This window comes from Pseudomonas sp. MF6751, from assembly GCF_016613265.1.
Classification (GTDB): domain Bacteria; phylum Pseudomonadota; class Gammaproteobacteria; order Pseudomonadales; family Pseudomonadaceae; genus Aquipseudomonas; species Aquipseudomonas fluorescens_BV.
The window spans coordinates 281090-304395 of the sequence record NZ_JAENSV010000001.1; the positions used below are offsets into that span (position 1 = coordinate 281090).

Genomic DNA, 23306 nt, shown 5'->3' on the forward strand with positions numbered 1-23306 from the left:
CACCCTCAGAGTCGGTGTCTGTCGGTGCAAAGTCGAAGACATTTGCGACCCTCTGCGTGTGTAGAGATGTAACTATAGACACGAACTCGATCACCTGCTGTTGAGGCCCCATAGGACGCTCCCACAAGCGGTGATTGATTATGCTCAAGAGCGTGACTAATCCCCCTATAAACACGAGCCATCACTGGTGTCGGCTGCGATTAGTCGGCACACTTCAGACAGTTCTTCAGACAGTTTTTCGCGGGTTCACGGACAAGGAAGCGTCACCCCCATGATTTCCATCTACCAACTCAAACCGCGTTTTCAAAACCTGCTGCGGCCTCTCGTGCAGCGCCTTTATGACAACGGCACCACCGCGAACCAGATCACCGTGCTGGCCGGGGTTATTTCCCTGCTGGTGGGGCTGTTGATCGCGGGCTTTGCCCAACACCTCTGGCTGTTTGCACTGATCCCGCTGTGGATGATTGTGCGCATGGCGCTCAATGCCATCGATGGCATGCTGGCCCGGGAATTCGGCCAACAGTCGCGCCTCGGTGCTTACCTCAATGAATTGTGCGATGTGATCGCCGACAGTGCGCTGATCCTGCCCTTTGCATTGGTCCCCGATGTGAGCCTGGCGCCGGTGCTGCTGGTGACGCTGCTTGCGGTATTCAGCGAATACGCCGGGGTGCTGGGGCCGATGGTGGGCGCGTCGCGCCGTTATGACGGGCCCATGGGCAAGAGTGATCGGGCGTTCGTGCTCGGGGTGCTGGCCACGGGCGTGGCGCTGGGCTGGCTCGGCGCCGGTTGGGTGGAGGCGGTGATGTGGCTGGTCGCCGCCCTGCTCGCCTATACCTTGGTCAACCGGGTGCGTCAGGGCCTCAAAGAACAACAATCTCTCCCTTCTGCATAAGGATTTTGCGATGCGCGAACAGCAACAGCACACCTTCAGTACCCATGATGGCGTCGAGCTTTTCTATCGGCACTGGCCGGCCATGGCAGGTGTCGGGCCGCGCAAGGCGATCCTGTTGTTCCATCGCGGCCATGAGCACTCGGGGCGTATTGCCCACCTGGTGGATGAACTGGGCCTGCCTGAATTCGACTTCTTCGCCTGGGACGCCCGTGGCCACGGCCAATCCCCAGGCGAGCGCGGCGACAGCCCCAGCTTTGCCACCAGCGCCCGCGATGTGCGGACTTTCTGTGACCACATCAATGCCACCTACGGCATCGAGGAGGAAGACATCGCCGTCATCGCCCAAAGCGTCGGCGCGGTGATCGCGGCTACCTGGGTTCATGATTACGCGCCAAAAATCCGCGCCCTGGTGCTCGCCTCGCCAGCCTTCAAGGTCAAGCTGTACGTGCCCTTCGCCCGCCCCGGCCTGGCACTGATGCGCAAGTTTCGTGGCAACTTTTTCGTCAACAGCTACGTCAAGGCCAAGTTCCTCAGCCATGACCCCGAACGCGTGGCGTCCTACGACAGCGATCCACTGATCACCAAGGCCATTTCGGTGAATGTGCTGCTGGGCCTTTACGAAGCGGCCGACCGGGTTGTCGCCGACGCCCAGGCGATCCAGGTGCCGACCCAACTGCTTATTTCTGGCTCCGACTTTGTGGTGCACCGCAAACCCCAACAGCAGTTCTTCGACCGCCTCGGCAGCCTTAAAAAAGAGCTGCATATCCTCCCCGGTTTTTTCCACGACACCCTCGGTGAACGTGACCGAGCCGTGGCTGTGAGCAGCGCCAAGCGCTTTATCTTGCAGAACTTCGCCCACCCGCTGGACCGCGCTTCTTTACTGGATGCAGACAAACTTGGCGCCACGTGCGCCGAATCCGAATCCCTCGCCGCGCCGTTGCCACGCAATTCACTGCGCGACCTGTACTGGCGCATGACCCGCGCCAGCATGGGCCTGGGCAAGAACCTGTCGGATGGGGTGAAGCTGGGCTTCGACACCGGCTTCGATTCCGGCAGCACCCTGGACTACGTGTATCGCAATAAGCCTACCGGCAAGGGCGGGCTGGGGCGGATGATCGATACCAACTACCTCAACTCCATCGGCTGGCGTGGTATTCGCCAGCGCAAGCTGAACGTCGAAGAGCTGCTGCGCCTGGCCATGGCCAAGCTACGTGACGACCAGCGCGAAGTACGGATTGTCGACATCGCCGCCGGCCACGGGCGCTACATCCTGGAAGCCTTGCAGGGTGTATCGCCGTTGCCGGAATCGATCCTGCTGCGCGACTACAGCGACATCAACGTGCGCGACGGTGGCGCGCTGATTCGCGAAAAGGGTTTGGGGGACATAGCCCAATTCGTCAAAGGCGATGCGTTCGACCGCGCTGACCTGGCCGCCCTGGACCCCAAGCCGACCCTGGCCGTGGTGTCCGGCCTGTACGAATTGTTCGCCGATAACGCCATGGTCGGCGGTTCACTGGCGGGCCTGGCCGAAGCCGTGGAGCCAGGTGGTTACCTCGTCTACACCGGCCAACCGTGGCACCCGCAGTTGGAGCTGATTGCCCGTGCGCTCACCAGCCACCGTCAGGGCCAGGCTTGGGTGATGCGCCGGCGCAGCCAGGCGGAAATGGACCAACTCGTCGAAGCAGCGGGCTTTCGCAAGATCACCCAGCGCGTGGATGAGTGGGGCATTTTCACTGTGTCCCTGGCACAGAAGATCTGAACATGCGCGAACCCGGTTTATTGAAACCTGCGGTACTTTGGCTGCTGCTGTTGGCGCCGCTGTTTTTCAGCACCTATGGCTTTGCCACCTGGGTCACCAGCCAGCGCAGCGACGTCGGCACGCTGGTGTTCGGCTGGGAAACACGCATGCCATTCTGGGCCTGGACCATCGTGCCCTATTGGTCCATCGACCTGCTTTACGGCTTCTCGTTGCTGCTACCCAACACGCGTCATGAGCTCAAACAGCATGCGCTGCGCCTGCTGAGTGCGCAGGTGATAGCCGTGAGTTGCTTCCTGATCTGGCCACTGCGCTTCACGTTTGAGCGGCCGGAACTGGACGGTGTATTCGGTTGGTTGTTTGCGGTGCTGGCCGGTTTTGACAAGCCCTTCAACCAGGCGCCTTCGCTGCATATCGCGCTGCTGGTGATCCTGTGGGTCATGTACCAACGGCATACTCAAGGATTTTGGCGTTGGGTGGTGCATGGCTGGTTCGCGCTGATCGGGGTTTCGGTGCTGACCACTTATCAACATCACTTTATCGACTTACCCACAGGCGCCCTCGCGGGGTGGTTGTGCGTGTGGTTATGGCCGGTGGAGCACCCGAGCCCCTTACTGAATGCACGGCTGACGCGGGATAACCAACGATGGCGGCTAGGGATACGCTATGGGCTGGGCGCAGTGATACTGACAGTGCTGGCCTGCGTATGCGGTGGCGCTTGGCTATGGCTGCTATGGCCGGCGGTTTCTCTGGGGTTGATCACGGCCAACTACCTCGTACTCGGCGCATCGGGCTTTCAAAAACGTGAGGATGGCCACCTTACGCCTGCGGCACGCTGGTTATATGCACCTTATCTGGCGGGCGCCTGGATCAATTCGCGGCTGTGGACGCGCAAACATCCTCAGGCCGATCCGATTGTGGATAACGTCTGGCTCGGGCGTATTCCTGCCACCCGCGAGCTGGGTTCATTCAAGGCCATTGTCGACTTATGCGCCGAACTGCCGATTAATCCACAGGGCCGTGCTTACGCCTGCGTGCCCGTGCTGGACCTGATCGCTCCAACCCCCGACGAATGCTTGAAAGCGGCCCACGCCATTGAACGCCTGCAAGCGAGCGGCCCCCTGTTGGTGTGCTGTGCCCTCGGTTACTCACGCAGCGCCACCGCCATCGCCGCCTGGCTGTTGAACACGGGGCGAGCCACCACGGTTGAGCAAGCGCTGGCTATTATTCGTACAGCGCGGGCCGATGTGGTCCTGCACCCCGAACACCGTCAAGCATTGGAGGGTTTGCCAAATGCCTGCTGATATGGAACTCCAGATTGTCGCCAGCCTGTTGCGCCGTGGCCGATCACTGGATCAGTTATCCACAGGACTGACGCTGCTCGGCGTGCTGTTCGGCCTCGCCCAGCTGCTGTTGGCCAGCATTTCCACCATTTGTCTGCTGTTGGCCCTGTGGATGATCGTGCTGGGCCTGCTGCAAAAGTATTGGGCGCTGCGGGTGGCCTTCGACGCCGACCTGTTCGCCCTGCTCGCTCGCGACACCACCCGCACGCCAGACCTGGACCAGGCCCTGCAAACCCTTGGCCTGCAATCGCCCAAACGAGCCGGTCGGCCATGGACTGAACGCCGTCGCGGCGCCCTCAAACTGCTGCGTAAACAAGCCTGGCTGCTGGGCGCGCAAGCGCTGTTGACCCTGGGCATCATTCTCGCCAGCCCTTGGCTACCCTTCGCCGGATAAGGAATTCCCATGTTCGAACCCGTGGTCGCCACGCTGATTACTTCCATGGCCCGCACCGTCACTGGCGCCCGCAGCCTGTGGCTGGGGTGCGCGCCGGTCCCGGTGCAGCGGATCTACTTCGCCAACCACAGCAGCCACGGCGACTTCGTCCTGGTGTGGGCATCACTGCCGCAGAACCTGCGCAAGTTCACACGCCCGGTGGCCGGCAGTGATTACTGGAACAAGAGTGCGCTGCGCCGCTACATCATCAATCGAGTGTTCAATGGCGTGCTGATCGACCGTGAGCGCAAGGACCCTGTGGACAACCCATTGCAGCCCATGCTTGCGGCGTTGGAGGGCGGCGATTCGCTGATCATTTTTCCCGAAGGCACGCGCAATCTGGAGGATGGCCTGCTGCCGTTCAAAAGCGGCTTGTACCACTTGGCAAAGAGTTACCCACAGGCCGAGCTGGTCCCGGTGTGGATAGCCAACCTGAACCGGGTCATGCCCAAGGGCCGCGTATTACCGCTACCGTTGTTATGCACCACCAGCTTCGGTGCCCCCCTGCAACTGGAAGAAGGCGAAGACAAAGCCGACTTCCTTGCCCGCAGCCGCGACGCCCTGCTCGCCCTTGCCCCGGAGCATTCCTGAGATGGATAGCCAAACCCTGATGTTATTTGGCGGCATCGGCGCGATCCTGGTCATCGCCTCGCTGATCGGCCTGATCCTCAAGCTGCGCACCCGTGGCAGCCCGAATGCCGTGATCGACAACCTCAACGCCCGCATCAACGCCTGGTGGGTGATGGTGGTGGTGATCGGCATCGCGTTCTGGCTCGGCACCGGCGCGGTGATCCTGCTGTTCTACGCGGTGTCGTTCTACGCCCTGCGCGAGTTCCTCACCCTCACGCCCACCCGACGCAGCGACTACCCGGCTCTGGTGGCCGCGTTCTACCTGGCCCTGCCGCTGCAATACCTGCTGATCTACGCCGACTGGTATGGGCTGTTCTCGATCTTCATTCCGGTGTACGTGTTCCTGCTGCTGCCGATCCTCGCCTCCCTGGGCGGCGACAGTACGCACTTTCTGGAACGTGCATCGAAGGTGCAATGGGGGCTGATGATCGCCGTGTTCTGCGTGTCTTTCGTCCCGGCACTACTGACTTTGGACATACCGGGCTACGAAGGCCGTAACCTGCTGCTGATCGCCTATCTGGTGATCGTGGTGCAACTGTCGGACGTGTTGCAGTACGTGTGCGGCAAGCTGTTCGGCAAACACAAGATCGCGCCCAACCTGTCGCCATCGAAAACCGTGGAAGGGTTTGTGGGCGGAATTCTGCTGTCCTCCTTGATCGGCGCGGCGCTGTGGTGGACCACACCGTTCAATCCCTGGCAGTCGTTCCTGATCGCGCTGCTGATCAACTTGCTGGGGTTTGCGGGAGGGATTGTGATGTCGGCGATCAAGCGTGACCGCGGTGTGAAGGACTGGGGGCACATGATCGAAGGGCACGGCGGGATGTTGGATCGGCTGGATTCGGTGTGCTTTGCGGCGCCGATCTTCTTTCATCTCGTGCGCTACTGGTGGACCTGACCCACCCCTTTCTCAAACCCGATGGAGCTCCCACAGGATCTGCGCTTAACTGAAATAGCCAACCTTGAATTGAGCGAATTCAAAATACAAAAAAGGGGCTGTTTAAAACAGCCCCTTTTGGGTACATCAGTAAGGCTTACTCCACCGTCACCGACTTCGCCAGATTACGCGGCTGGTCAACGTCGGTGCCTTTGAGCACGGCGACGTAGTACGACAGCAACTGCAGCGGGATGGTGTAGAGGATCGGCGACAGCGTGTCGTGGATGTGCGGCATGTTGATGACGTGGGTGCCTTCACCGTTGGTCATGCCGGCTTTTTCATCTGCGAAAACGATCAGTTGGCCGCCACGGGCGCGTACTTCCTGCAGGTTGGACTTTAGCTTCTCCAGCAGTTCGTTGTTCGGCGCCACGGTAACCACCGGCATGTCGTCATCCACCAAGGCCAGCGGGCCGTGCTTGAGCTCACCGGCCGGGTAGGCTTCGGCGTGGATGTACGAGATCTCCTTGAGTTTCAGCGAGCCTTCCATCGCCACCGGGTACTGCGCGCCACGGCCCAGGAACAGGGTGTGGTTCTTGTCGGCGAACAGCTCGGCGACTTTTTCCACGGTGCTGTCCATGGCCAAGGCTTCACCCAGGCGGGTCGGCAGGCGGCGCAGTTCTTCCACCAGGGTGGCTTCGACACCTTCGGCGAGGGTGCCGCGCACCTGGCCAAGGGACAGGGTCAGCAGTAACAGGCCCACCAGTTGGGTGGTGAAGGCTTTGGTGGAGGCGACGCCGATTTCGCGCCCGGCCTGGGTCAGCAGGGTCAGGTCGGATTCACGCACCAGGGAGCTGATGCTGACGTTGCAGATGGCCAGGCTGCCGAGGAAGCCCAGTTCCTTGGCATTGCGCAGGGCGGCCAGGGTGTCGGCGGTTTCACCGGACTGAGAGATAGTCACGAACAGGGTGTCAGGCTGTACCACCACTTTGCGGTAGCGGAACTCGCTGGCGACTTCGACCTGGCACGGGATGCCGGCCAGTTCCTCCAACCAGTAACGCGCCACCATACCGGCGTGGTAGCTGGTGCCACAGGCGACGATTTGCACGTTGCGCACTTTGGCGAACAGTTCGGCGGCTTGCGGGCCGAAAGCGTTCACCAATACTTGGTCCTGGCTCAGGCGACCTTCCAGGGTGCGCTGTACCACGGACGGCTGCTCGTGGATTTCCTTGAGCATGAAGTGGCGGAACTCGCCTTTGTCGGCGGCTTCGGCGCCATCGCGGTATTGCACGGCTTCGCGCTCGACGGACTGACCGTTCACGTCCCAGATCTGCACGCTTTCACGGCGGATGTCGGCAATGTCGCCTTCTTCCAGGTACATGAAGCGGTCGGTCACTTGGCGCAGGGCCAGTTGGTCGGAGGCAAGGAAGTTCTCGCCCAAGCCCAGGCCGATCACCAATGGGCTGCCGCTGCGTGCGGCAACCAGGCGGTCAGGCTGGCTAGCGCTGATCACGGCCAGGCCGTAGGCACCGTGCAGCTCCTTGACCGTGGCCTTGAGGGCGGTGGTCAGGTCGCTGTGATCCTTGAGCTTGTGGTTGAGCAGGTGGGCGATCACTTCGGTGTCAGTGTCCGAGGTGAACACATAGCCCAGGCCCTTGAGTTGTTCGCGCAGCACTTCGTGGTTTTCGATAATGCCGTTGTGCACCACCGCCAGGTCGCCGGAGAAGTGCGGGTGAGCGTTACGCTCGCAGGGTGCACCGTGGGTGGCCCAACGGGTGTGGGCGATCCCTAAGCGACCTACCAGCGGCTCACCGGCCAGGGCCTGGTCCAACTCGCTGACCTTGCCCGGGCGGCGCATGCGTTCCAGCTTGCCGGCGTTGGTGAAGACGGCCACACCGGCGCTATCGTAGCCGCGGTATTCGAGGCGCTTGAGGCCTTCGATCAGGATGGCAGTAACGTTACGTTCGGCGACTGCGCCAACAATTCCACACATGGTGCTTCTCCTAGATGATTGCCGCGCATATCAGCGTAATGCCGCGGGCTTGGATCTGGTCGCGGGCCTCAAGCGGCAGGCGATCATCGGTAATAAGGGTATGGACACTGCTCCAGGGCAGTTCCAGGTTGGGAATCTTGCGGCCGATCTTGTCAGATTCGACCATCACCACCACTTCACGGGCGACCTCGGCCATCACACGACTCAAGCCCAGCAGCTCGTTGAAGGTGGTAGTGCCGCGCTGCAGATCAATGCCATCGGCACCGATGAACAGCTGGTCAAAGTCATAGGAACGCAGCACCTGCTCAGCGACCTGCCCCTGGAACGAGTCCGAATGCGGGTCCCAGGTACCCCCGGTCATCAACAGCACCGGCTCGTGTTCCAGTTCGCTCAAGGCGCGGGCCACGTTCAGGGAGTTGGTCATCACCACCAGGCCCGGTTGATGGCCCAGTTCGGGGATCATCGCGGCGGTAGTGCTGCCGCTGTCGATGATGATGCGCGCGTGCTCACGCAAACGCTTCACGGCCGCACGGGCGATGGCGCGCTTGTAGGCCGAAATGGGCTGGGCAGCGTCGCCCACCAGCTCTTGGGGCATGGTGATTGCGCCACCGTAGCGACGTAGGAGCAGGCCGTTACTTTCGAGGGCGGCAAGGTCCTTGCGGATGGTCACTTCCGAAGTTTCGAAATGTTTGGCCAACTCGTCCACGCTGACTTCGCCCTGTTCGTTGAGCAAGGTGAGGATATTGTGGCGTCGTTGGGGGGTGTTTCGTTTCGACATGGTAGTGATAAGTTTCGTTTCGAAAGATAACGAAGGCAATCAAAACCTATTGGCGAAAGATCGTCAAGAGGCGGAAGGCATTTTGTAGAGCTTTCGGACATGCCACTAAACAACTGTGGGAGCTGGCTTGCCTGCGAGAGCGGCGTGTCAGGCGACATCATGATGAATGTCAGACCGCTATCGCAGGCAAGCCAGCTCCCACAGGAGTGAGTCTCAACCTATCGAGTTGTGGATAACTCAGCTCTTTTTGATTTTGACCGGGCGTTTCCACCCGTCGATGTTACGTTGACGAGCGCGGGCAACGGCCAGTTGGGACTTATCCACATCCTGGTTGATGGTCGAGCCCGCTGCGGTGTTGGAACCATCACCGATGGTCACGGGAGCAACCAGCGAGTTATTGGAGCCGATGAACACGTCTTCGCCAATGGTGGTCTGGTACTTGTTGGCACCGTCATAGTTGCAGGTGATGGTGCCAGCCCCAATGTTGGTGCGTGCGCCGATGACGGCATCGCCCAGGTAAGTCAGGTGACCGACTTTGGCGCCCTCGCCGAGGTGAGCGTTTTTCAGTTCGACAAAGTTACCCACATGGGCCTGGGCCCCCAGCTCACTACCCGGACGCAAGCGCGCAAACGGCCCGGCATCGCTGCCCTCACCCATCACGGCACCGTCGATATGGCTGTTGGCCTTGACCACCACGCCTTTGCGCAAGGTACTGTCCTTGATCACGCAGTTCGGACCGATGACCACACCGTCTTCAATGATCACGCGGCCTTCGAGGATCACGTTGATATCGATCAGGATGTCGCGGCCCACCGTGACTTCGCCACGTACATCGAAACGCGCCGGGTCTCGCAGGGTCACGCCCTGAGCCATCAGGCGCAGGCCTTCGCGCAGTTGATAGTGACGTTCCAGCTCTGCCAGTTGCTTGCGGTCGTTGGCGCCCTGCACTTCCATCGGATGGTGTGGCTGCTCGGTCGCGACCAGCAAGCCATCGCTGACGGCCATCTCGATGACGTCGGTGAGGTAATACTCGCCTTGGGCGTTGTTGTTGGACAGGCGGCTCATCCAGTCGGCGAGCTTGTTGGCAGGCACCGCGAGAATGCCGGTATTGCCTTCAGTAATCGCGCGCTGGGCTTCGCTGGCATCTTTGTGTTCAACGATAGCAGCCACCTTGCCGTCGGCGTTGCGCACAATGCGGCCGTAGCCCGTAGGGTCATCCAACTCAACGGTCAGCAGGCCCATCTGGCCAGGCACCACGTGCTTGAGCAGGCGTTGCAAGGTTTCCACTTCAATCAGCGGTACATCGCCGTAGAGGATCAATACCGTGTCTGCGGTGATGAAAGGCACAGCCTGCGCGGTCGCGTGGCCGGTGCCCAGTTGCTTGTCTTGCAATACGAAATTCAGATCGTCCGCAGCCAGACGCTCACGGACCACGTCGGCACCGTGGCCAATCACCACATGAATACGTTGTGGGTCCAACTGGCGGGCACTGTGGATAACATGGCCCAGCATGGAGTTGCCCGCAACCGGATGCAGTACCTTGGGCAGGGCTGAACGCATGCGGGTGCCCTGGCCTGCGGCGAGAATGACGATTTCAAGAGACATGAATGGCTACCAATCCTGGGCGGTCCGGGTTCAGACCAAAGAAGTGTTTTGCAAAAAAAGAAAAAGGGTAGCCGAGGCTACCCTTTTTAATCAATCACGCATCAAGCAAAACGGCGTGGCCGCTTACTTCTTGCGGATCTGCTGGAGAGTACGCAGCTGGGCTGCGGCCTCGGCCAGACGGACTGCAGCAGCGCTGTAGTCGAAGTCTGCGCCTTTTTCGTTCAGCGCCTTCTCGGCAGCCTTGACGGCTTCCTGAGCGGAGGCTTCATCCAGGTCGCCAGCACGTTGCACGGTGTCGGCAAGTACCTTGACCATGTTCGGCTGAACCTCGAGGAAACCACCGGAGATGTAAAACACCTCACGTTCCCCGCCTTGCTTGGTCAGAGTGATCGGACCTGGCTTCAAGCTTGTGATCAGCGGGGCGTGACCCATGGCGATACCAAGATCACCCAGGTCACCGTGCGCTGTTACAAACTCGACCAGACCGGAGAAAATTTCCCCTTCCGCGCTGACGATATCGCAATGGACTGTCATAGCCATCTGATTGCCTCAACCTGATGAGCGCCCGTTTCCGGGCGCCAGGATTACAGTTTCTTGGCTTTCTCGATCGCTTCTTCGATGCCGCCGACCATGTAGAACGCTTGTTCTGGCAAGTGGTCGTAGTCACCGTTGAGGATGCCTTTGAAGCCAGCAATGGTGTCTTTCAGGGAAACGTATTTACCCGAGGCACCGGTGAAGACTTCAGCCACGAAGAACGGCTGCGACAAGAAACGCTGGATCTTACGAGCACGGTTTACCAACTGCTTGTCGGCTTCCGACAGCTCGTCCATACCCAGGATCGCAATGATGTCCTTCAGTTCTTTGTAACGCTGCAGCACGTACTGAACACCGCGAGCGGTATCGTAGTGCTCCTGGCCGATCACGTTCGGGTCCAGCTGGCGCGAAGTCGAGTCGAGTGGATCGACCGCTGGGTAGATACCCAGGGAAGCGATGTCACGGGACAGAACGACAGTGGCGTCCAAGTGGGCGAAGGTGGTGGCTGGCGACGGGTCGGTCAAGTCATCCGCAGGTACATATACCGCTTGGATCGAGGTGATCGAACCTTCCTTGGTCGAAGTGATACGTTCTTGCAGAACGCCCATCTCTTCAGCCAGGGTCGGCTGGTAACCTACTGCCGAAGGCATACGGCCCAGCAGTGCGGATACTTCAGTACCGGCCAGGGTGTAACGATAGATGTTGTCGACGAACAGCAGAACGTCGTTACCTTCGTCACGGAACTTCTCGGCCATGGTCAGGCCAGTCAGGGCTACGCGCAGACGGTTTCCCGGCGGCTCGTTCATCTGACCGTAAACCAGTGCCACTTTGTCCAGAACGTTGGAGTCCTTCATCTCGTGGTAGAAGTCGTTACCCTCACGAGTACGCTCACCAACACCTGCGAACACGGAATAACCGCTGTGCTCGATGGCGATGTTACGGATCAGTTCCATCATGTTTACGGTCTTGCCTACACCGGCACCACCGAACAGACCGACTTTACCGCCTTTGGCGAACGGGCAAACCAGGTCGATAACCTTGATGCCGGTTTCCAGCAGGTCGTTGCCGCCCGCTTGTTCTGCGAACGAAGGTGCTGCGCGGTGAATGCCCCAGCGCTCTTCGGTGGCAATCGGGCCAGCTTCGTCGATCGGGTTGCCCAGTACGTCCATGATCCGGCCCAGGGTCGCTTTACCGACCGGTACGGAGATGGCAGCGCCAGTGTCGACAACGTCCAGACCGCGCTTCAAGCCTTCGGTGGAACCCATCGCAATGGTACGAACTACGCCGTCGCCCAGCTGCTGCTGAACTTCCAGGGTAGTTTCCGCGCCTTGTACTTTCAGCGCGTTGTAGATGCTCGGTACGCTGTCGCGTGGAAATTCCACGTCGATAACGGCGCCGATGATTTGAACGATACGTCCGCTACTCATAGCTGGATCCTCTGAATATTTGAACCGTTAAACCGCGGCAGCGCCGCCGACGATTTCCGAGATCTCTTGGGTGATCGCAGCCTGACGCGCCTTGTTGTAGATCAGCTGCAAATCGCTGATCAGATCACCGGCGTTATCGGTAGCGTTTTTCATCGCGATCATCCGCGCCGCTTGTTCAGCTGCGTTGTTCTCGACCACCGCCTGGTACACCTGCGACTCCACGTAGCGCACCATCAAGCCGTCAAGCAGCTCTTTGGCGTCTGGTTCGTAGAGGTAGTCCCAGTGGTGCTTGAGTTCCTGATCCGGAGTCGCCACCAGTGGAATCAATTGCTCCACGGTTGGCTGCTGGGTCATGGTGTTGATGAACTTGTTGGATACCACGGAAAGGCGGTCAATCCGGCCTTCCAGGTACGCATCCAGCATCACCTTCACACTGCCGATCAAATCATTGATCGACGGCTCTTCACCCAGGTGGCTGATAGCTGCAACGACGTTACCGCCGAAGTTGCGGAAAAAGGCCGCACCCTTGCTGCCAACAACACACAGATCGATCTCGACGCCGTTTTCGCGGTTTACCGCCATGTCCTTGACCAGGGCCTTGAACAGGTTGGTATTCAGACCACCACACAAACCACGGTCACTGCTCACTACCACATAACCTGCACGCTTGACGGCGCGCTCGATCATGAACGGGTGGCGGTATTCCGGGTTGGCGTTGGCCAGATGCCCAATTACCTGGCGGATACGCTCCGCATAAGGACGGCTAGCAGCCATGCGCATTTGTGCCTTGCGCATTTTGCTGACCGCCACTTTTTCCATGGCGCTGGTAATTTTTTGCGTGCTTTTGATGCTCGCAATCTTACTGCGAATCTCTTTTGCGCCTGCCATGTAACACCTATCAGGTTAGCAAGCGGGAGCCTTGCGGCTCCCGCTGCGGCTTACCAGGTTTGGGTGGCCTTGAACTTCTCGATACCGGCTTTCATGCCAGCGTCGATATCGTCATTGAAGTCACCCTTCACGTTGATCTTCGCCATCAATTCGGCGTGATCGCGGTTGAAGTAAGCAATCAGCGCTTGTTCAAAGCTGCCGACCTTGGCGATTTCAACGTCGGTCAGGAACCCACGCTCAGCGGCATACAGCGACAACGCCATGTCAGCGATCGACATTGGGGCGTATTGCTTCTGCTTCATCAGCTCGGTAACGCGCTGACCATGCTCAAGTTGCTTACGGGTCGCTTCGTCCAGGTCAGAAGCGAACTGGGCGAATGCCGCCAGTTCACGGTACTGAGCCAGAGCGGTACGGATACCACCGGAGAGCTTCTTGATGATCTTGGTCTGAGCGGCACCACCCACACGGGATACCGAAACACCGGCGTTCACTGCAGGGCGGATGCCCGAGTTGAACATGGCCGATTCCAGGAAGATCTGACCGTCGGTGATGGAAATCACGTTGGTCGGAACGAACGCGGAAACGTCGCCAGCCTGGGTTTCGATGATCGGCAGTGCGGTCAGGGAACCGGTTTTGCCGGTCACTGCGCCGTTGGTGAACTTCTCTACGTACTCTTCGGAAACGCGGGATGCGCGCTCCAGCAGACGGGAGTGGAGATAGAACACGTCGCCTGGGTAAGCTTCACGGCCTGGTGGACGGCGCAGCAGCAGGGAAATCTGGCGATAAGCCACTGCTTGCTTGGACAGATCGTCATAAACGATCAGCGCGTCTTCACCGCGGTCGCGGAAGAATTCACCCATGGTGCAACCGGAGTACGGTGCCAGGAATTGCAGCGCAGGAGATTCCGAAGCACTGGCAGCCACGATGATCGTGTTGGCCAGGGCGCCGTTTTCTTCCAGCTTGCGAACTACGTTGGCGATGGTCGATTGCTTCTGACCGATGGCTACGTAGACGCAGAAAATGCCGCTGTCTTTCTGGTTGATGATCGCGTCGATCGCCAGAGCGGTTTTACCGATCTGACGGTCACCGATGATCAGCTCACGCTGGCCACGGCCGACTGGGATCATGGCATCGACAGCCTTGTAGCCAGTCTGTACAGGCTGGTCTACCGACTTACGCCAGATCACGCCTGGAGCAACTTTCTCGACCGCGTCGGTCTCGGTGTTGCCCAGTGGACCTTTACCGTCAACAGGGTTACCCAGTGCGTCGACTACGCGACCCAGCAGTTCCTTACCAACCGGAACTTCCAGGATGCGGCCTGTGCACTTGGCGCTCATGCCTTCAGCCAGACTGGTGTACGCGCCCAATACAACGGCACCTACGGAGTCTTGCTCCAGGTTGAGGGCCATACCGTAGACGCCGCCCGGAAACTCGATCATCTCGCCGTACATTACGTCGGCCAGACCGTGAATCCGCACGATGCCGTCAGATACGCTGACGACAGTGCCTTCGTTACGGGCTTGGGAGGTCACATCGAGCTTGTCGATGCGGCCCTTGATAATTTCACTTATTTCGGAAGGATTGAGTTGCTGCATTGCTCTGCTGCCCCTTCAAACTCAAGATTTCAATGCTTCGGCAAGTTTCGCGATTTTGCCGCGAATCGAGCCATCGATAACCAGGTCGCCGGCACGGATAACAACACCACCAATAAGCGATGCGTCCTCCGAAGCTTGCAGGCGCACTTCCCGATTGAGTCGTGCACTGAGAACCTTGGCGAGTTTGTCTTGCTGTTCTTGGTTCAATGCGAAAGCACTGGTCACTTCAACGTCTACCGATTTCTCTGCTTCGGCCTTGTACAGGTCGAACAGAGCGGCGATCTCCGGCAAAAGCGGGAGACGGTCGTTTTCGGCAATGACGTGGATGAAGTTCTGCACCTTCACATCAAACTTGTCGCCGCACACTTCAATAAAAGTGGCGGCCTTGTCTGCGCTCGTCAGGCGCGGGGCCTTGAGCACGCGCTGCATGGTGTCGTCTTGCGACACTGCTGCAGCCAGGCCGAGCATGGCTGACCAAGAGGCCAGCTGCTGGTGGGCCTGGGCGTGCTCGAAGGCTGCCTTAGCGTAAGGTCGGGCCAACGTGGTCAGTTCTGCCATGATCGCCCTCGCTTAAATTTCAGCAGCCAGTTTGTTAACCAGCTCCGCGTGCGCGTTTTGATCGATTGTGGCACCGAGGATCTTCTCAGCACCGCCAACGGCCAGAGCACCCAGTTGGGCACGCAGCGCGTCTTTGACACCGTTCAGTTCCTGTTCGATCTCGGCATGAGCCGAAGCCTTCACACGGTCAGCTTCGACGCGGGCTTTTTCAACAGCCTCTTCGACGATCTGGTTACCGCGTTTCTTGGCTTGCTCAATGATCTCGGCTGCCTGTGCTTTAGCTTCGCGCAGTTGCTGACCCACTTTCTCGTGGGCCAACTCCAGGTCGCGAGCTGCACGGCTGGCAGCGTCCAAACCATCCGCGATCTTCTTCTGACGTTCGTGCAAAGCCGCGATGACCGGAGGCCACACGAACTTCATGCAAAACACTACAAAAATGAAGAACGCAACGGATTGGCCAATCAGGGTTGCATTAATGTTCACGCCAACACCTCGCTCATTCGTTGTCCATCACCCCAATCACTCGAAAATCGAGTGATTAGCCAGCGAGTTGACCAACGAAGGGGTTCGCGAAGGTGAAGAACAGTGCGATACCAACGCCGATCATGGTCACGGCGTCGAGCAGGCCGGCGACGATGAACATTTTAACTTGCAGCATTGGGACCATTTCTGGCTGACGCGCTGCGCCTTCCAGGAATTTGCCGCCCAGCAGGCCGAAACCAATGGCAGTACCCAGGGCGCCCAGGCCGATCAACAGTGCAACAGCGATAGCGGTTAGACCAACTACAGTTTCCATCTTTCCTCCCGACTTTTACGTCGTATGGTTTAGGTTTTTTAGATTTTAAAGCGGTAAAACAAATCGTTTCATAGCCCTGTTGGGCCACCTTCCCGTTTGACCGGGAAGGACATCAGACTAGTCGAGACTGGTCTTAATGGTTCTCTTCGTGCGCCATCGACAGGTAGACGATGGTCAGCATCATGAAGATGAAGGCCTGCAGGGTAATGATCAGGATGTGGAACACAGCCCACGCCCACTGCAGAACTACGCCCAGGCCGCTAAGCCAGAGCAGGCCGCTGCCGAACATCACAGCGATCAGAATGAACACCAGCTCGCCGGCATACATGTTGCCGAACAGTCGCAGAGCCAGCGAAATCGGCTTGGCGATCAGGGTGACGAATTCCAGCAGGAAGTTCACCGGGATCAGCAGGGCTTGAACGAAGATGTTCTTGCTGCCGAACGGGTGCAGGGTCAGTTCGCCGATGAAGCCGCCGATGCCCTTGACCTTGATGCTGTAGAAAATGATCAGCGCGAATACCGACAGAGCCATGCCCAGTGTGGCGTTCGGGTCAGTGGTGGATACGGCGCGGAATGGAATGTGCGGGTCGCCGGAGATCGCCATGGCCAACTGAGGAATCCAGTCCACCGGAATCAGGTCGACGGCGTTCATCAGGAACACCCAGACGAAGATGGTCAGTGCCAGCGGTGCAATCACCGGGCTACGGCCATGGAAGCTGTCTTTCACGCTGCCATCGACGAATTCGACCAATACTTCAACGAAGTTCTGCAAAGCACCTGGCTGACCCGAAGTCGCCTTCTTTGCCGCCATGCGGAAAATCAGGACGAAGATCAGACCCAATGCGACCGACCAACCCAGAGTATCCAGGTGGAAAGCCCAGAAACCCATTTCTTTGGCTTCTGCTGCGGTGTGGGCAAAGCCCCAGCCGCCATTAGGAAGCTGACCGAAGGTCAGGTTCTGCAAGTGGTGCTGGATATAGCCCGAAGCGGTTGTTTCTGCCATGGTTGCCTCAAACGCCCTAAGGTTTCGAAAGTCTTGTTTTCATTAGCAGGGGAGCGAACCAGCTGACCAGTTGGGTCAACACGAAGACGCCGAATACAGCCAGCGGCGCCAGTGGCTTCACACCTGCAAAGGTCAGTGCAAACAGCACTGCCGTCAAAATCAGTTTCCCCGCCTCGCCGGCATAAAAAGACCGGACGATAGCCTGGGCTGCTCGGGCGCCGGAAAACCGAAAGGCCCTGTGAGCAAAATACATATTGGGCAGCAAGGCTATCAGGCCTCCGCAGAGTCCTGAATACCCGGCTACGACTCCATGCCAATACCAAAGCGCCAATGCGGCGATCAGTAAAATGACAAATTGAGCCAGTAGAACCGGAAAAACAGCCAAGCGATGGAACGGCAACGTGTTTGGCGTGCGGGTTTCCATCACTCTTGCTCCTCAATGGTCGGCTGCCGGAAATCAATAACTTGGCATAATTTGTGCCGACAAAATGCGCGCAGAGTATAGGGGCGGTTCAGCCCCTATTCAACTGTCGGGTAGTGATTTCCGATCACGCGCTACATAAGCAAATGTTTCAGCGGATGTGGGCAAGGACGCCTTGAAGCTCGTCAAGGGAGTTATATCCGATGACCAATTGCCCTTTGCCCTTCTTGCCGTGACGAATTTGCACCGCAGAGCCCAGGCGCTCGGCCAGGCGCTGCTCGAGTCGCGCGATATCCGGATCAGGTTTGGCGGTTTCGACCGGTGCAGGTTTGCCGCTGAGCCACTGGCGCACCAGCGCTTCAGTCTGACGCACCGTCAGGCCTCGTGCGACAACGTGTCGCGCCCCTTCAACCTGTTGATTTTCCGGCAAACCGAGCAACGCACGGGCATGGCCCATTTCCAGGTCGCCGTGGGACAACATGGTCTTGATCACTTCCGGCAGCGCGATCAAACGCAACAAGTTCGACACAGTGACGCGGGACTTGCCCACTGCCTCGGCCACTTGTTGCTGGGTGAGCTGGAATTCCTGCTGCAAACGCTGCAACGCAATCGCTTCTTCGATCGGGTTGAGGTCTTCACGCTGGATATTCTCGATCAACGCCATGGCGATCGCAGTTTCATCCGGCACATCGCGCACCATCGCCGGGATGGTCTCCTTGCCGGCCTGCTGGCTGGCACGCCAGCGGCGCTCCCCGGCGATGATCTCAAAGCGGCCACCGCCAATGGGGCGCACCACGATGGGCTGCATCACGCCCTGGGCCTTGATCGAGTTGGACAGTTCTTCCAGGGCCTGGGGGTCCATGTCCCGTCGTGGCTGGTATTTGCCGCGCTGGATCAGGTCCAGCGGCAAGTGCTGCAGCTCGCGCTCGTCGGCCTGCACCGCTTGTTCTTCAAGCGATGTGACGGTCGGACCACTCAACAGTGCATCCAGTCCACGTCCGAGACCTCGTTTCTTGACGGCCATGGGGATTCCTTAAGTTGGCTGGGCTGCAGCGGTGCGTGAATTACGGCGTTGGCGGCGAACCATCTCGCCAGCCAATGCCAGGTAGGCAATGGCACCACGCGAGGATTTGTCGTACGCCAGCGCGGGCATGCCATAGCTTGGCGCTTCGGCCAGGCGGATGTTGCGTGGAATCACGGTGTCGTACAACTGATCGCCAAAGTGTTCCTTGAGCTGCGCCGACACATCGTTCATCAGGCTCAGGCGCGGGTCATACATGGTCCGCAGCAGGCCTTCGACTTTCAGGTTCGGGTTGAGCAGCTCGGCAATCCGCTTGATGTTATCCACAAGGTCGCTCAAGCCTTCGAGAGCGAAGTACTCGCACTGCATGGGGATAATTACCCCATCGGCGGCAACCAGCGCGTTAAGCGTGAGCATCGACAGCGACGGTGGGCAGTCGATCAAAATGTAATCGTAGTTTTCGCGAATGGGCGCCAGAGCGCTGCGCAGACGACTTTCTTTCATCTGCATTTCCAGCAGCACCACTTCCGCCGCGGTCAGATCGCGGTTGGCCGGCAGCAGTTGGTAACCGCCGTGCTCGGAATAGTGCATGGCCTGGGCCAGGTCGCATTCGCCAATCAGCAAATCGTAGACCGAGTTTTCCAGGCCGTGTTTATCCACACCGCTACCCATGGTGGCGTTGCCCTGTGGATCGAGATCGATCAGCAGCACCCGACGCTTGGTCGCGACCAGGGATGCTGCGAGGTTGATACAGGTGGTGGTCTTACCCACGCCACCTTTCTGGTTCGCTATCGCGAATACCTTAGCCATTCTTGCTTGTGTTCCCAATCATGCCGTGCGGCGCAGTATCAGCAGATGGCGTTGGCCTTGGCAACCAGGTACGGCCAAGGCGTGTTCGCTATCGAGGTGGAAGTCTGCCGGCAATGCTAACAGCTCGTCGCTTGGATGAACGCCCTTCATTGCCAACCAGCGGGTATCACGGTCGCCCAGGTGGCGTGTCCAGTTGCTGAAGTTCTCCATGCTGCTGAACGCCCGGGACACGATCCCGTTGAAAGGCAGTTCAGGCGTGAATGCTTCGACACGACTGTGGATAACTTGCAGGTTATCCAGCTTGAGCTCGAGTTTGACCTGGGTCAGGAAGCGGGTTTTCTTGCCGTTGCTGTCCAGGCAGGTCACGTGGGACTCGGGAAACAGGATCGCCAACGGGATGCCAGGCATGCCGCCGCCGCTGCCCACATCGAGCCAACGGCCATTTTCGATAAACGGCATCACGCTGAGGCTGTCGAGCAAATGCCGCGACACCATCTCGTCTGGGTCACGCACTGCGGTCAGGTTGTAAGCCTTGTTCCATTTGATCAACAGGGCCAGGTAGCCCAGCAGCAGCTCATGCTGGGCTTCGGTCAGGACTACGCCCAACTGGCGCGCTCCTGTGGATAACTCTTCGGCGTGTTGCGAGGTGACCAACGAACTCAAGCGCTTTGCTCCAACTGACGGCCCGCGCCGCGTTTTTTCAAATGAATCATCAACAGCGAGATGGCTGCCGGAGTGACGCCAGGGATACGTGAAGCCTGCCCGAGGGTTTCCGGCCGAGTTATCCCCAACTTGCTTTGAATTTCTTTCGATAACCCGGAAATTCCGGTGTAGTCGATATCCACAGGAAGTTTGGTGTCTTCACTGGCGCGCAGCCGAGCGATCTCGTCCTGCTGGCGATCAATGTAGCCTGCGTATTTGGTCTTGATTTCAACCTGTTCGGCAACCTGTGGGTCTTCTGCGCCCTGGCCAGTCACTTCGACCAGACCAGCGTAGTCGATTTCCGGGCGGGAAAGCAGGTTGAGCAAGTTGTACTCATGGGTCAACGGCGTGCCGAATTTTTCTGCAATGGCGTCGCCTTGCTCCGTGCCCGGGCGAACCCAGGTACTTTTCAGACGCTGTTCTTCGAGCGCAATGCTTTCGCGTTTTTTGCAGAAGGCCGCCCAGCGGGCGTCATCGACCAGGCCCAGCTCGCGACCTTTTTCGGTCAAGCGCAGGTCGGCGTTGTCTTCGCGCAGGATCAGGCGGTATTCCGCCCGAGATGTGAACATCCGGTACGGTTCCTGGGTACCCAGGGTAATCAGGTCGTCGACCAATACGCCGATGTAGGCTTCATCGCGACGCGGGCACCAGCTGTCTTTGCCCTGTGCACGCAATGCTGCGTTGGTCCCGGCCAGCAAACCTTGGGCCCCGGCTTCTTCATAACCGGTGGTGCCGTTGATTTGGCCGGCGAAGAACAGGCCGCCGATCACTTTGGTTTCCAGGCTGTATTTCAGGTCGCGCGGGTCGAAGTAGTCGTACTCGATGGCGTAGCCCGGACGCACGATGTGCGCGTTTTCCATACCGCGAATCGACTGCACGATCTGGATTTGCACATCGAACGGCAGCGAAGTGGAAATTCCGTTGGGGTACAGCTCGTGGGTGGTCAAGCCTTCGGGTTCGATAAAGACCTGGTGGCTTTCCTTGTCGGCAAAGCGGTGGATCTTGTCTTCGATCGACGGGCAATAACGCGGGCCAATGCCTTCGATCACCCCGGAATACATCGGCGAACGATCAAGGTTCGCGGCAATGATTTCGTGGGTTCGGGTGTTGGTGTGGGTAATCCAGCAGCTGACCTGTTTCGGGTGCTGTTCTTTGGAACCCATGAACGACATGACCGGGATCGGCGTGTCGCCGGCTTGCTCGGTCATCATCGAGAAATCCACAGAACGCCCATCAATGCGTGGCGGGGTTCCGGTTTTCAAACGGCCGACGCGCAGCGGTAGTTCACGCAGACGTTTTGCCAGGGCAATCGACGGCGGGTCACCGGCACGACCACCGGAATAATTTTGCATACCGATGTGGATAAGTCCGCCGAGGAACGTGCCCGTGGTCAGTACGACCGAATCTGCATGAAAACGCAGACCCATTTGCGTAACGACACCGCGTACTTGGTCCTGCTCGACGATCAAGTCATCGGCGGCCTGCTGAAATATCCACAGGTTCGGCTGGTTTTCCAGGGTTTCGCGTACCGCTGCTTTGTACAGGATGCGGTCGGCCTGAGCCCGGGTAGCACGTACGGCCGGGCCTTTGCGGCTGTTGAGCACGCGAAATTGAATACCACCCTTGTCGGTGGCCATCGCCATTACCCCGCCAAGGGCATCGATTTCCTTGACCAGATGGCTTTTGCCAATCCCGCCAATTGCGGGGTTGCAACTCATGGCACCGAGGGTTTCCACGTTATGCGTCAGCAACAGGGTTTTTACACCCATGCGTGCTGACGCCAGTGCTGCCTCGGTACCGGCATGACCGCCGCCGATGACGATCACTTCAAAACGGGAAGGGAAATCCACCACGCACCTCGTGCCTGCTTATGTAGGTAATCAGGAATTGTTTGTTGAAAGGGTTCTACAGCTTTGGCGGCAAGTATAGGGACTTCGCCCTTCCTAAAGAACCCTTTGCACAAAATTTAACCAGCTGTGGATGAATCACAGACAATAGAAATTAAAAGAGAGAAATTTATTAAATCTTTGTTTTTATGTTTATTTATACTGAGCAACATTTCTGTGGATAGATCTCTGCAGGCCTTTATTTTCAATGTGTACAGCGATTCAAAACGTTGTGGTCATCTGCCGATGAGGCCCTTGGATAAGTGCTTTAAGCCTGTGGATTAAACGACTTGTTATCCACAGATGGGTTTTTACTCAGGTTTCAGGCCCTGTTATCAACTGGGCACAACCGCGGTTATTCACAGGGCTTAATCCACAGAAACGGCCGATTTCGTCCACGGCAAAGCTGGGAATTAATCCCGGGTGGGACAAAAACAGATCTATTGTGGGAAAACACTGGGCCAGTTAATAATAGCGATTATCATTAACCTACCTTGTCGCGCCTATGCCTTCCTCCTCACATACCGCAGCGGTCCAGCACATCTATGAACAGCACCATTCGTGATTGCGCGGATGGCTCAAGGGAAAATTGCATAACGCCAGCGATGCAGCCGATGTGGCCCACGATACGTTCGTGCGCATGCTCGGTGGACGACATGCGGCGCAGATCCTCGAACCACGGGACTATCTGGCCACCATCGCGAGGGGCCTGGTGATTGACCGGTATCGCCGGAACGCCATCGAGCAGGCCTACAGGCAAACCCTGGCAGAGCGTCCCGAAACCACAGCTATCAGTGAAGAAGACAAGGCAATCATCATCGAAACCCTGGTGGCTGTGGATAAAGCGCTGTCTGGCCTGGGTGAGCGGGCACGGCGAATTTTCGTGCTCGCACAGATTGAAGGGCTGACTTATCAACAGATCGCCGATCAACTGCAGGTATCGCTGACCACGGTGAAGAAACACATGATCCGCGCCCTCACCGAATGCTCCCTGATCATGGCCAACCGGTAATGGTCAGCCCCGACCGCAAGACGTTCGAGGCCGCTGCCAGTTGGTATGTGCAATTTCAGTCGCAACCACCGACGCCCGCACAACATCAAGCCTGGCAGCAGTGGCTTAATCGTGACCCATCCCACCAGGCGGCTTGGAACCAGATGGAGCAGTTGCAGCGCAGCCTTGGTGCCCTGTCCCCTGACCTCACACGCCGCGCGTTATCCACCACGCAACAGCGGCGCCAGGTCCTCAAGTGGATGCTGGTGCTCGGCGGCAGTGGGGTGGAGCGTCCAGCAACATACGTCGCTGGGCAACGTATGGGCTGATTACCGCACGTCGGTGGGCGACAGCCGTACCTTGCTCGGTACGG

Annotated in this window: 23 protein-coding genes and 1 pseudogene; 8 read left to right on the forward strand and 16 right to left on the reverse strand. The window is 58.6% G+C overall.

Annotated features, from left to right (window positions below):
• The first annotated feature begins 271 nt into the window (after positions 1-271).
• The 6 genes from JJD66_RS01270 to JJD66_RS01295 are packed head-to-tail and all read left to right on the forward strand — an operon-like array spanning position 272 to position 5949.
• Positions 272-892 carry a CDP-alcohol phosphatidyltransferase family protein gene (locus JJD66_RS01270; RefSeq protein WP_200647455.1) on the forward strand — a complete coding sequence of 207 codons (621 nt, stop codon included), beginning with the start codon at positions 272-274 and terminating at the stop codon, positions 890-892.
• A gap of 10 nt (positions 893-902) precedes the next feature.
• A complete protein-coding gene (locus JJD66_RS01275; RefSeq protein WP_200647456.1) occupies positions 903-2651 on the forward strand; it encodes a bifunctional alpha/beta hydrolase/class I SAM-dependent methyltransferase in 1749 nt (582 codons plus the stop codon).
• Between the two features lie 2 nt (positions 2652-2653).
• Complete coding sequence (locus JJD66_RS01280; RefSeq protein ID WP_200647457.1) at positions 2654-3952, forward strand: phosphatase PAP2/dual specificity phosphatase family protein; 1299 nt, start codon at positions 2654-2656, stop codon at positions 3950-3952.
• Positions 3942-4385 (forward strand): hypothetical protein, encoded by a 444-nt coding sequence (locus tag JJD66_RS01285; RefSeq protein WP_105229034.1) that lies wholly within the window; start codon positions 3942-3944, stop codon positions 4383-4385. The genes JJD66_RS01280 and JJD66_RS01285 overlap by 11 nt, the downstream gene beginning before the upstream one ends.
• Before the next feature lie 9 nt (positions 4386-4394).
• The gene (locus JJD66_RS01290) at positions 4395-5015 is read left to right on the forward strand and encodes a lysophospholipid acyltransferase family protein (RefSeq protein ID WP_034129175.1); all 621 of its coding nucleotides are present in this window, start codon (positions 4395-4397) and stop codon (positions 5013-5015) included.
• A 1-nt stretch (position 5016) separates the two neighbouring features.
• Positions 5017-5949: a phosphatidate cytidylyltransferase gene (locus tag JJD66_RS01295; RefSeq protein ID WP_014720583.1), complete on the forward strand. Its 933-nt coding sequence runs from the start codon at positions 5017-5019 to the stop codon at positions 5947-5949.
• A 136-nt stretch (positions 5950-6085) separates the two neighbouring features.
• Here JJD66_RS01295 and glmS read toward each other — a convergent pair whose 3' ends face one another.
• The 16 genes from glmS to mnmG all read right to left on the reverse strand — a co-directional run bounded on the left by glmS (position 6086) and on the right by mnmG (position 21906).
• On the reverse strand, positions 6086-7918 hold the full coding sequence (gene glmS / locus JJD66_RS01300; protein WP_200647458.1) for a glutamine--fructose-6-phosphate transaminase (isomerizing): 1833 nt from the start codon (positions 7916-7918) through the stop codon (positions 6086-6088).
• A gap of 10 nt (positions 7919-7928) precedes the next feature.
• A complete protein-coding gene (locus JJD66_RS01305) occupies positions 7929-8696 on the reverse strand; it encodes a DeoR/GlpR family DNA-binding transcription regulator (RefSeq protein ID WP_003195822.1) in 768 nt (255 codons plus the stop codon).
• Between the two features lie 237 nt (positions 8697-8933).
• A complete protein-coding gene (glmU, locus tag JJD66_RS01310) occupies positions 8934-10301 on the reverse strand; it encodes a bifunctional UDP-N-acetylglucosamine diphosphorylase/glucosamine-1-phosphate N-acetyltransferase GlmU (protein WP_186527022.1) in 1368 nt (455 codons plus the stop codon).
• 123 nt (positions 10302-10424) lie between these two features.
• Positions 10425-10841, reverse strand: coding sequence for a F0F1 ATP synthase subunit epsilon (locus JJD66_RS01315; protein ID WP_003195825.1), 417 nt, complete (start codon positions 10839-10841; stop codon positions 10425-10427).
• A 44-nt stretch (positions 10842-10885) separates the two neighbouring features.
• Positions 10886-12262 carry a F0F1 ATP synthase subunit beta gene (atpD, locus tag JJD66_RS01320; RefSeq protein ID WP_003195827.1) on the reverse strand — a complete coding sequence of 459 codons (1377 nt, stop codon included), beginning with the start codon at positions 12260-12262 and terminating at the stop codon, positions 10886-10888.
• A gap of 27 nt (positions 12263-12289) precedes the next feature.
• Positions 12290-13150 (reverse strand): F0F1 ATP synthase subunit gamma, encoded by an 861-nt coding sequence (atpG, locus tag JJD66_RS01325; protein WP_005792602.1) that lies wholly within the window; start codon positions 13148-13150, stop codon positions 12290-12292.
• A gap of 50 nt (positions 13151-13200) precedes the next feature.
• Entirely contained in the window at positions 13201-14745 is a 1545-nt protein-coding gene (gene atpA / locus JJD66_RS01330) for a F0F1 ATP synthase subunit alpha (protein ID WP_003195831.1), read from the reverse strand.
• Positions 14746-14766: 21 nt separating this feature from the next.
• On the reverse strand, positions 14767-15303 hold the full coding sequence (locus JJD66_RS01335; protein WP_003195833.1) for a F0F1 ATP synthase subunit delta: 537 nt from the start codon (positions 15301-15303) through the stop codon (positions 14767-14769).
• A gap of 12 nt (positions 15304-15315) precedes the next feature.
• The gene (locus JJD66_RS01340) at positions 15316-15786 is read right to left on the reverse strand and encodes a F0F1 ATP synthase subunit B (RefSeq protein ID WP_003195835.1); all 471 of its coding nucleotides are present in this window, start codon (positions 15784-15786) and stop codon (positions 15316-15318) included.
• 55 nt (positions 15787-15841) lie between these two features.
• A complete protein-coding gene (gene atpE / locus JJD66_RS01345; RefSeq protein WP_002555987.1) occupies positions 15842-16099 on the reverse strand; it encodes a F0F1 ATP synthase subunit C in 258 nt (85 codons plus the stop codon).
• A gap of 133 nt (positions 16100-16232) precedes the next feature.
• Positions 16233-17102, reverse strand: coding sequence for a F0F1 ATP synthase subunit A (gene atpB / locus JJD66_RS01350; protein WP_003195886.1), 870 nt, complete (start codon positions 17100-17102; stop codon positions 16233-16235).
• Between the two features lie 16 nt (positions 17103-17118).
• A complete protein-coding gene (locus JJD66_RS01355; RefSeq protein WP_010565865.1) occupies positions 17119-17526 on the reverse strand; it encodes a F0F1 ATP synthase subunit I in 408 nt (135 codons plus the stop codon).
• A gap of 148 nt (positions 17527-17674) precedes the next feature.
• On the reverse strand, positions 17675-18547 hold the full coding sequence (locus JJD66_RS01360) for a ParB/RepB/Spo0J family partition protein (protein ID WP_003195890.1): 873 nt from the start codon (positions 18545-18547) through the stop codon (positions 17675-17677).
• 9 nt (positions 18548-18556) lie between these two features.
• Entirely contained in the window at positions 18557-19354 is a 798-nt protein-coding gene (locus tag JJD66_RS01365; RefSeq protein WP_005792605.1) for a ParA family protein, read from the reverse strand.
• 18 nt (positions 19355-19372) lie between these two features.
• Entirely contained in the window at positions 19373-20017 is a 645-nt protein-coding gene (gene rsmG, locus JJD66_RS01370) for a 16S rRNA (guanine(527)-N(7))-methyltransferase RsmG (protein ID WP_200647459.1), read from the reverse strand.
• Positions 20014-21906 (reverse strand): tRNA uridine-5-carboxymethylaminomethyl(34) synthesis enzyme MnmG, encoded by a 1893-nt coding sequence (mnmG, locus tag JJD66_RS01375; protein ID WP_105229199.1) that lies wholly within the window; start codon positions 21904-21906, stop codon positions 20014-20016. The genes rsmG and mnmG overlap by 4 nt, the downstream gene beginning before the upstream one ends.
• Before the next feature lie 601 nt (positions 21907-22507).
• Here mnmG and JJD66_RS01380 point away from each other — a divergent pair.
• Both JJD66_RS01380 and JJD66_RS01385 read left to right on the forward strand, forming a co-directional pair.
• Positions 22508-22954, forward strand: coding sequence for a sigma-70 family RNA polymerase sigma factor (locus JJD66_RS01380; RefSeq protein WP_234452137.1), 447 nt, complete (start codon positions 22508-22510; stop codon positions 22952-22954).
• A pseudogene (locus JJD66_RS01385) lies at positions 22954-23296 on the forward strand (DUF4880 domain-containing protein); the annotation flags it as partial. The gene JJD66_RS01380 and the pseudogene JJD66_RS01385, both read left to right, overlap by 1 nt.
• Positions 23297-23306: the final 10 nt, after the last annotated feature.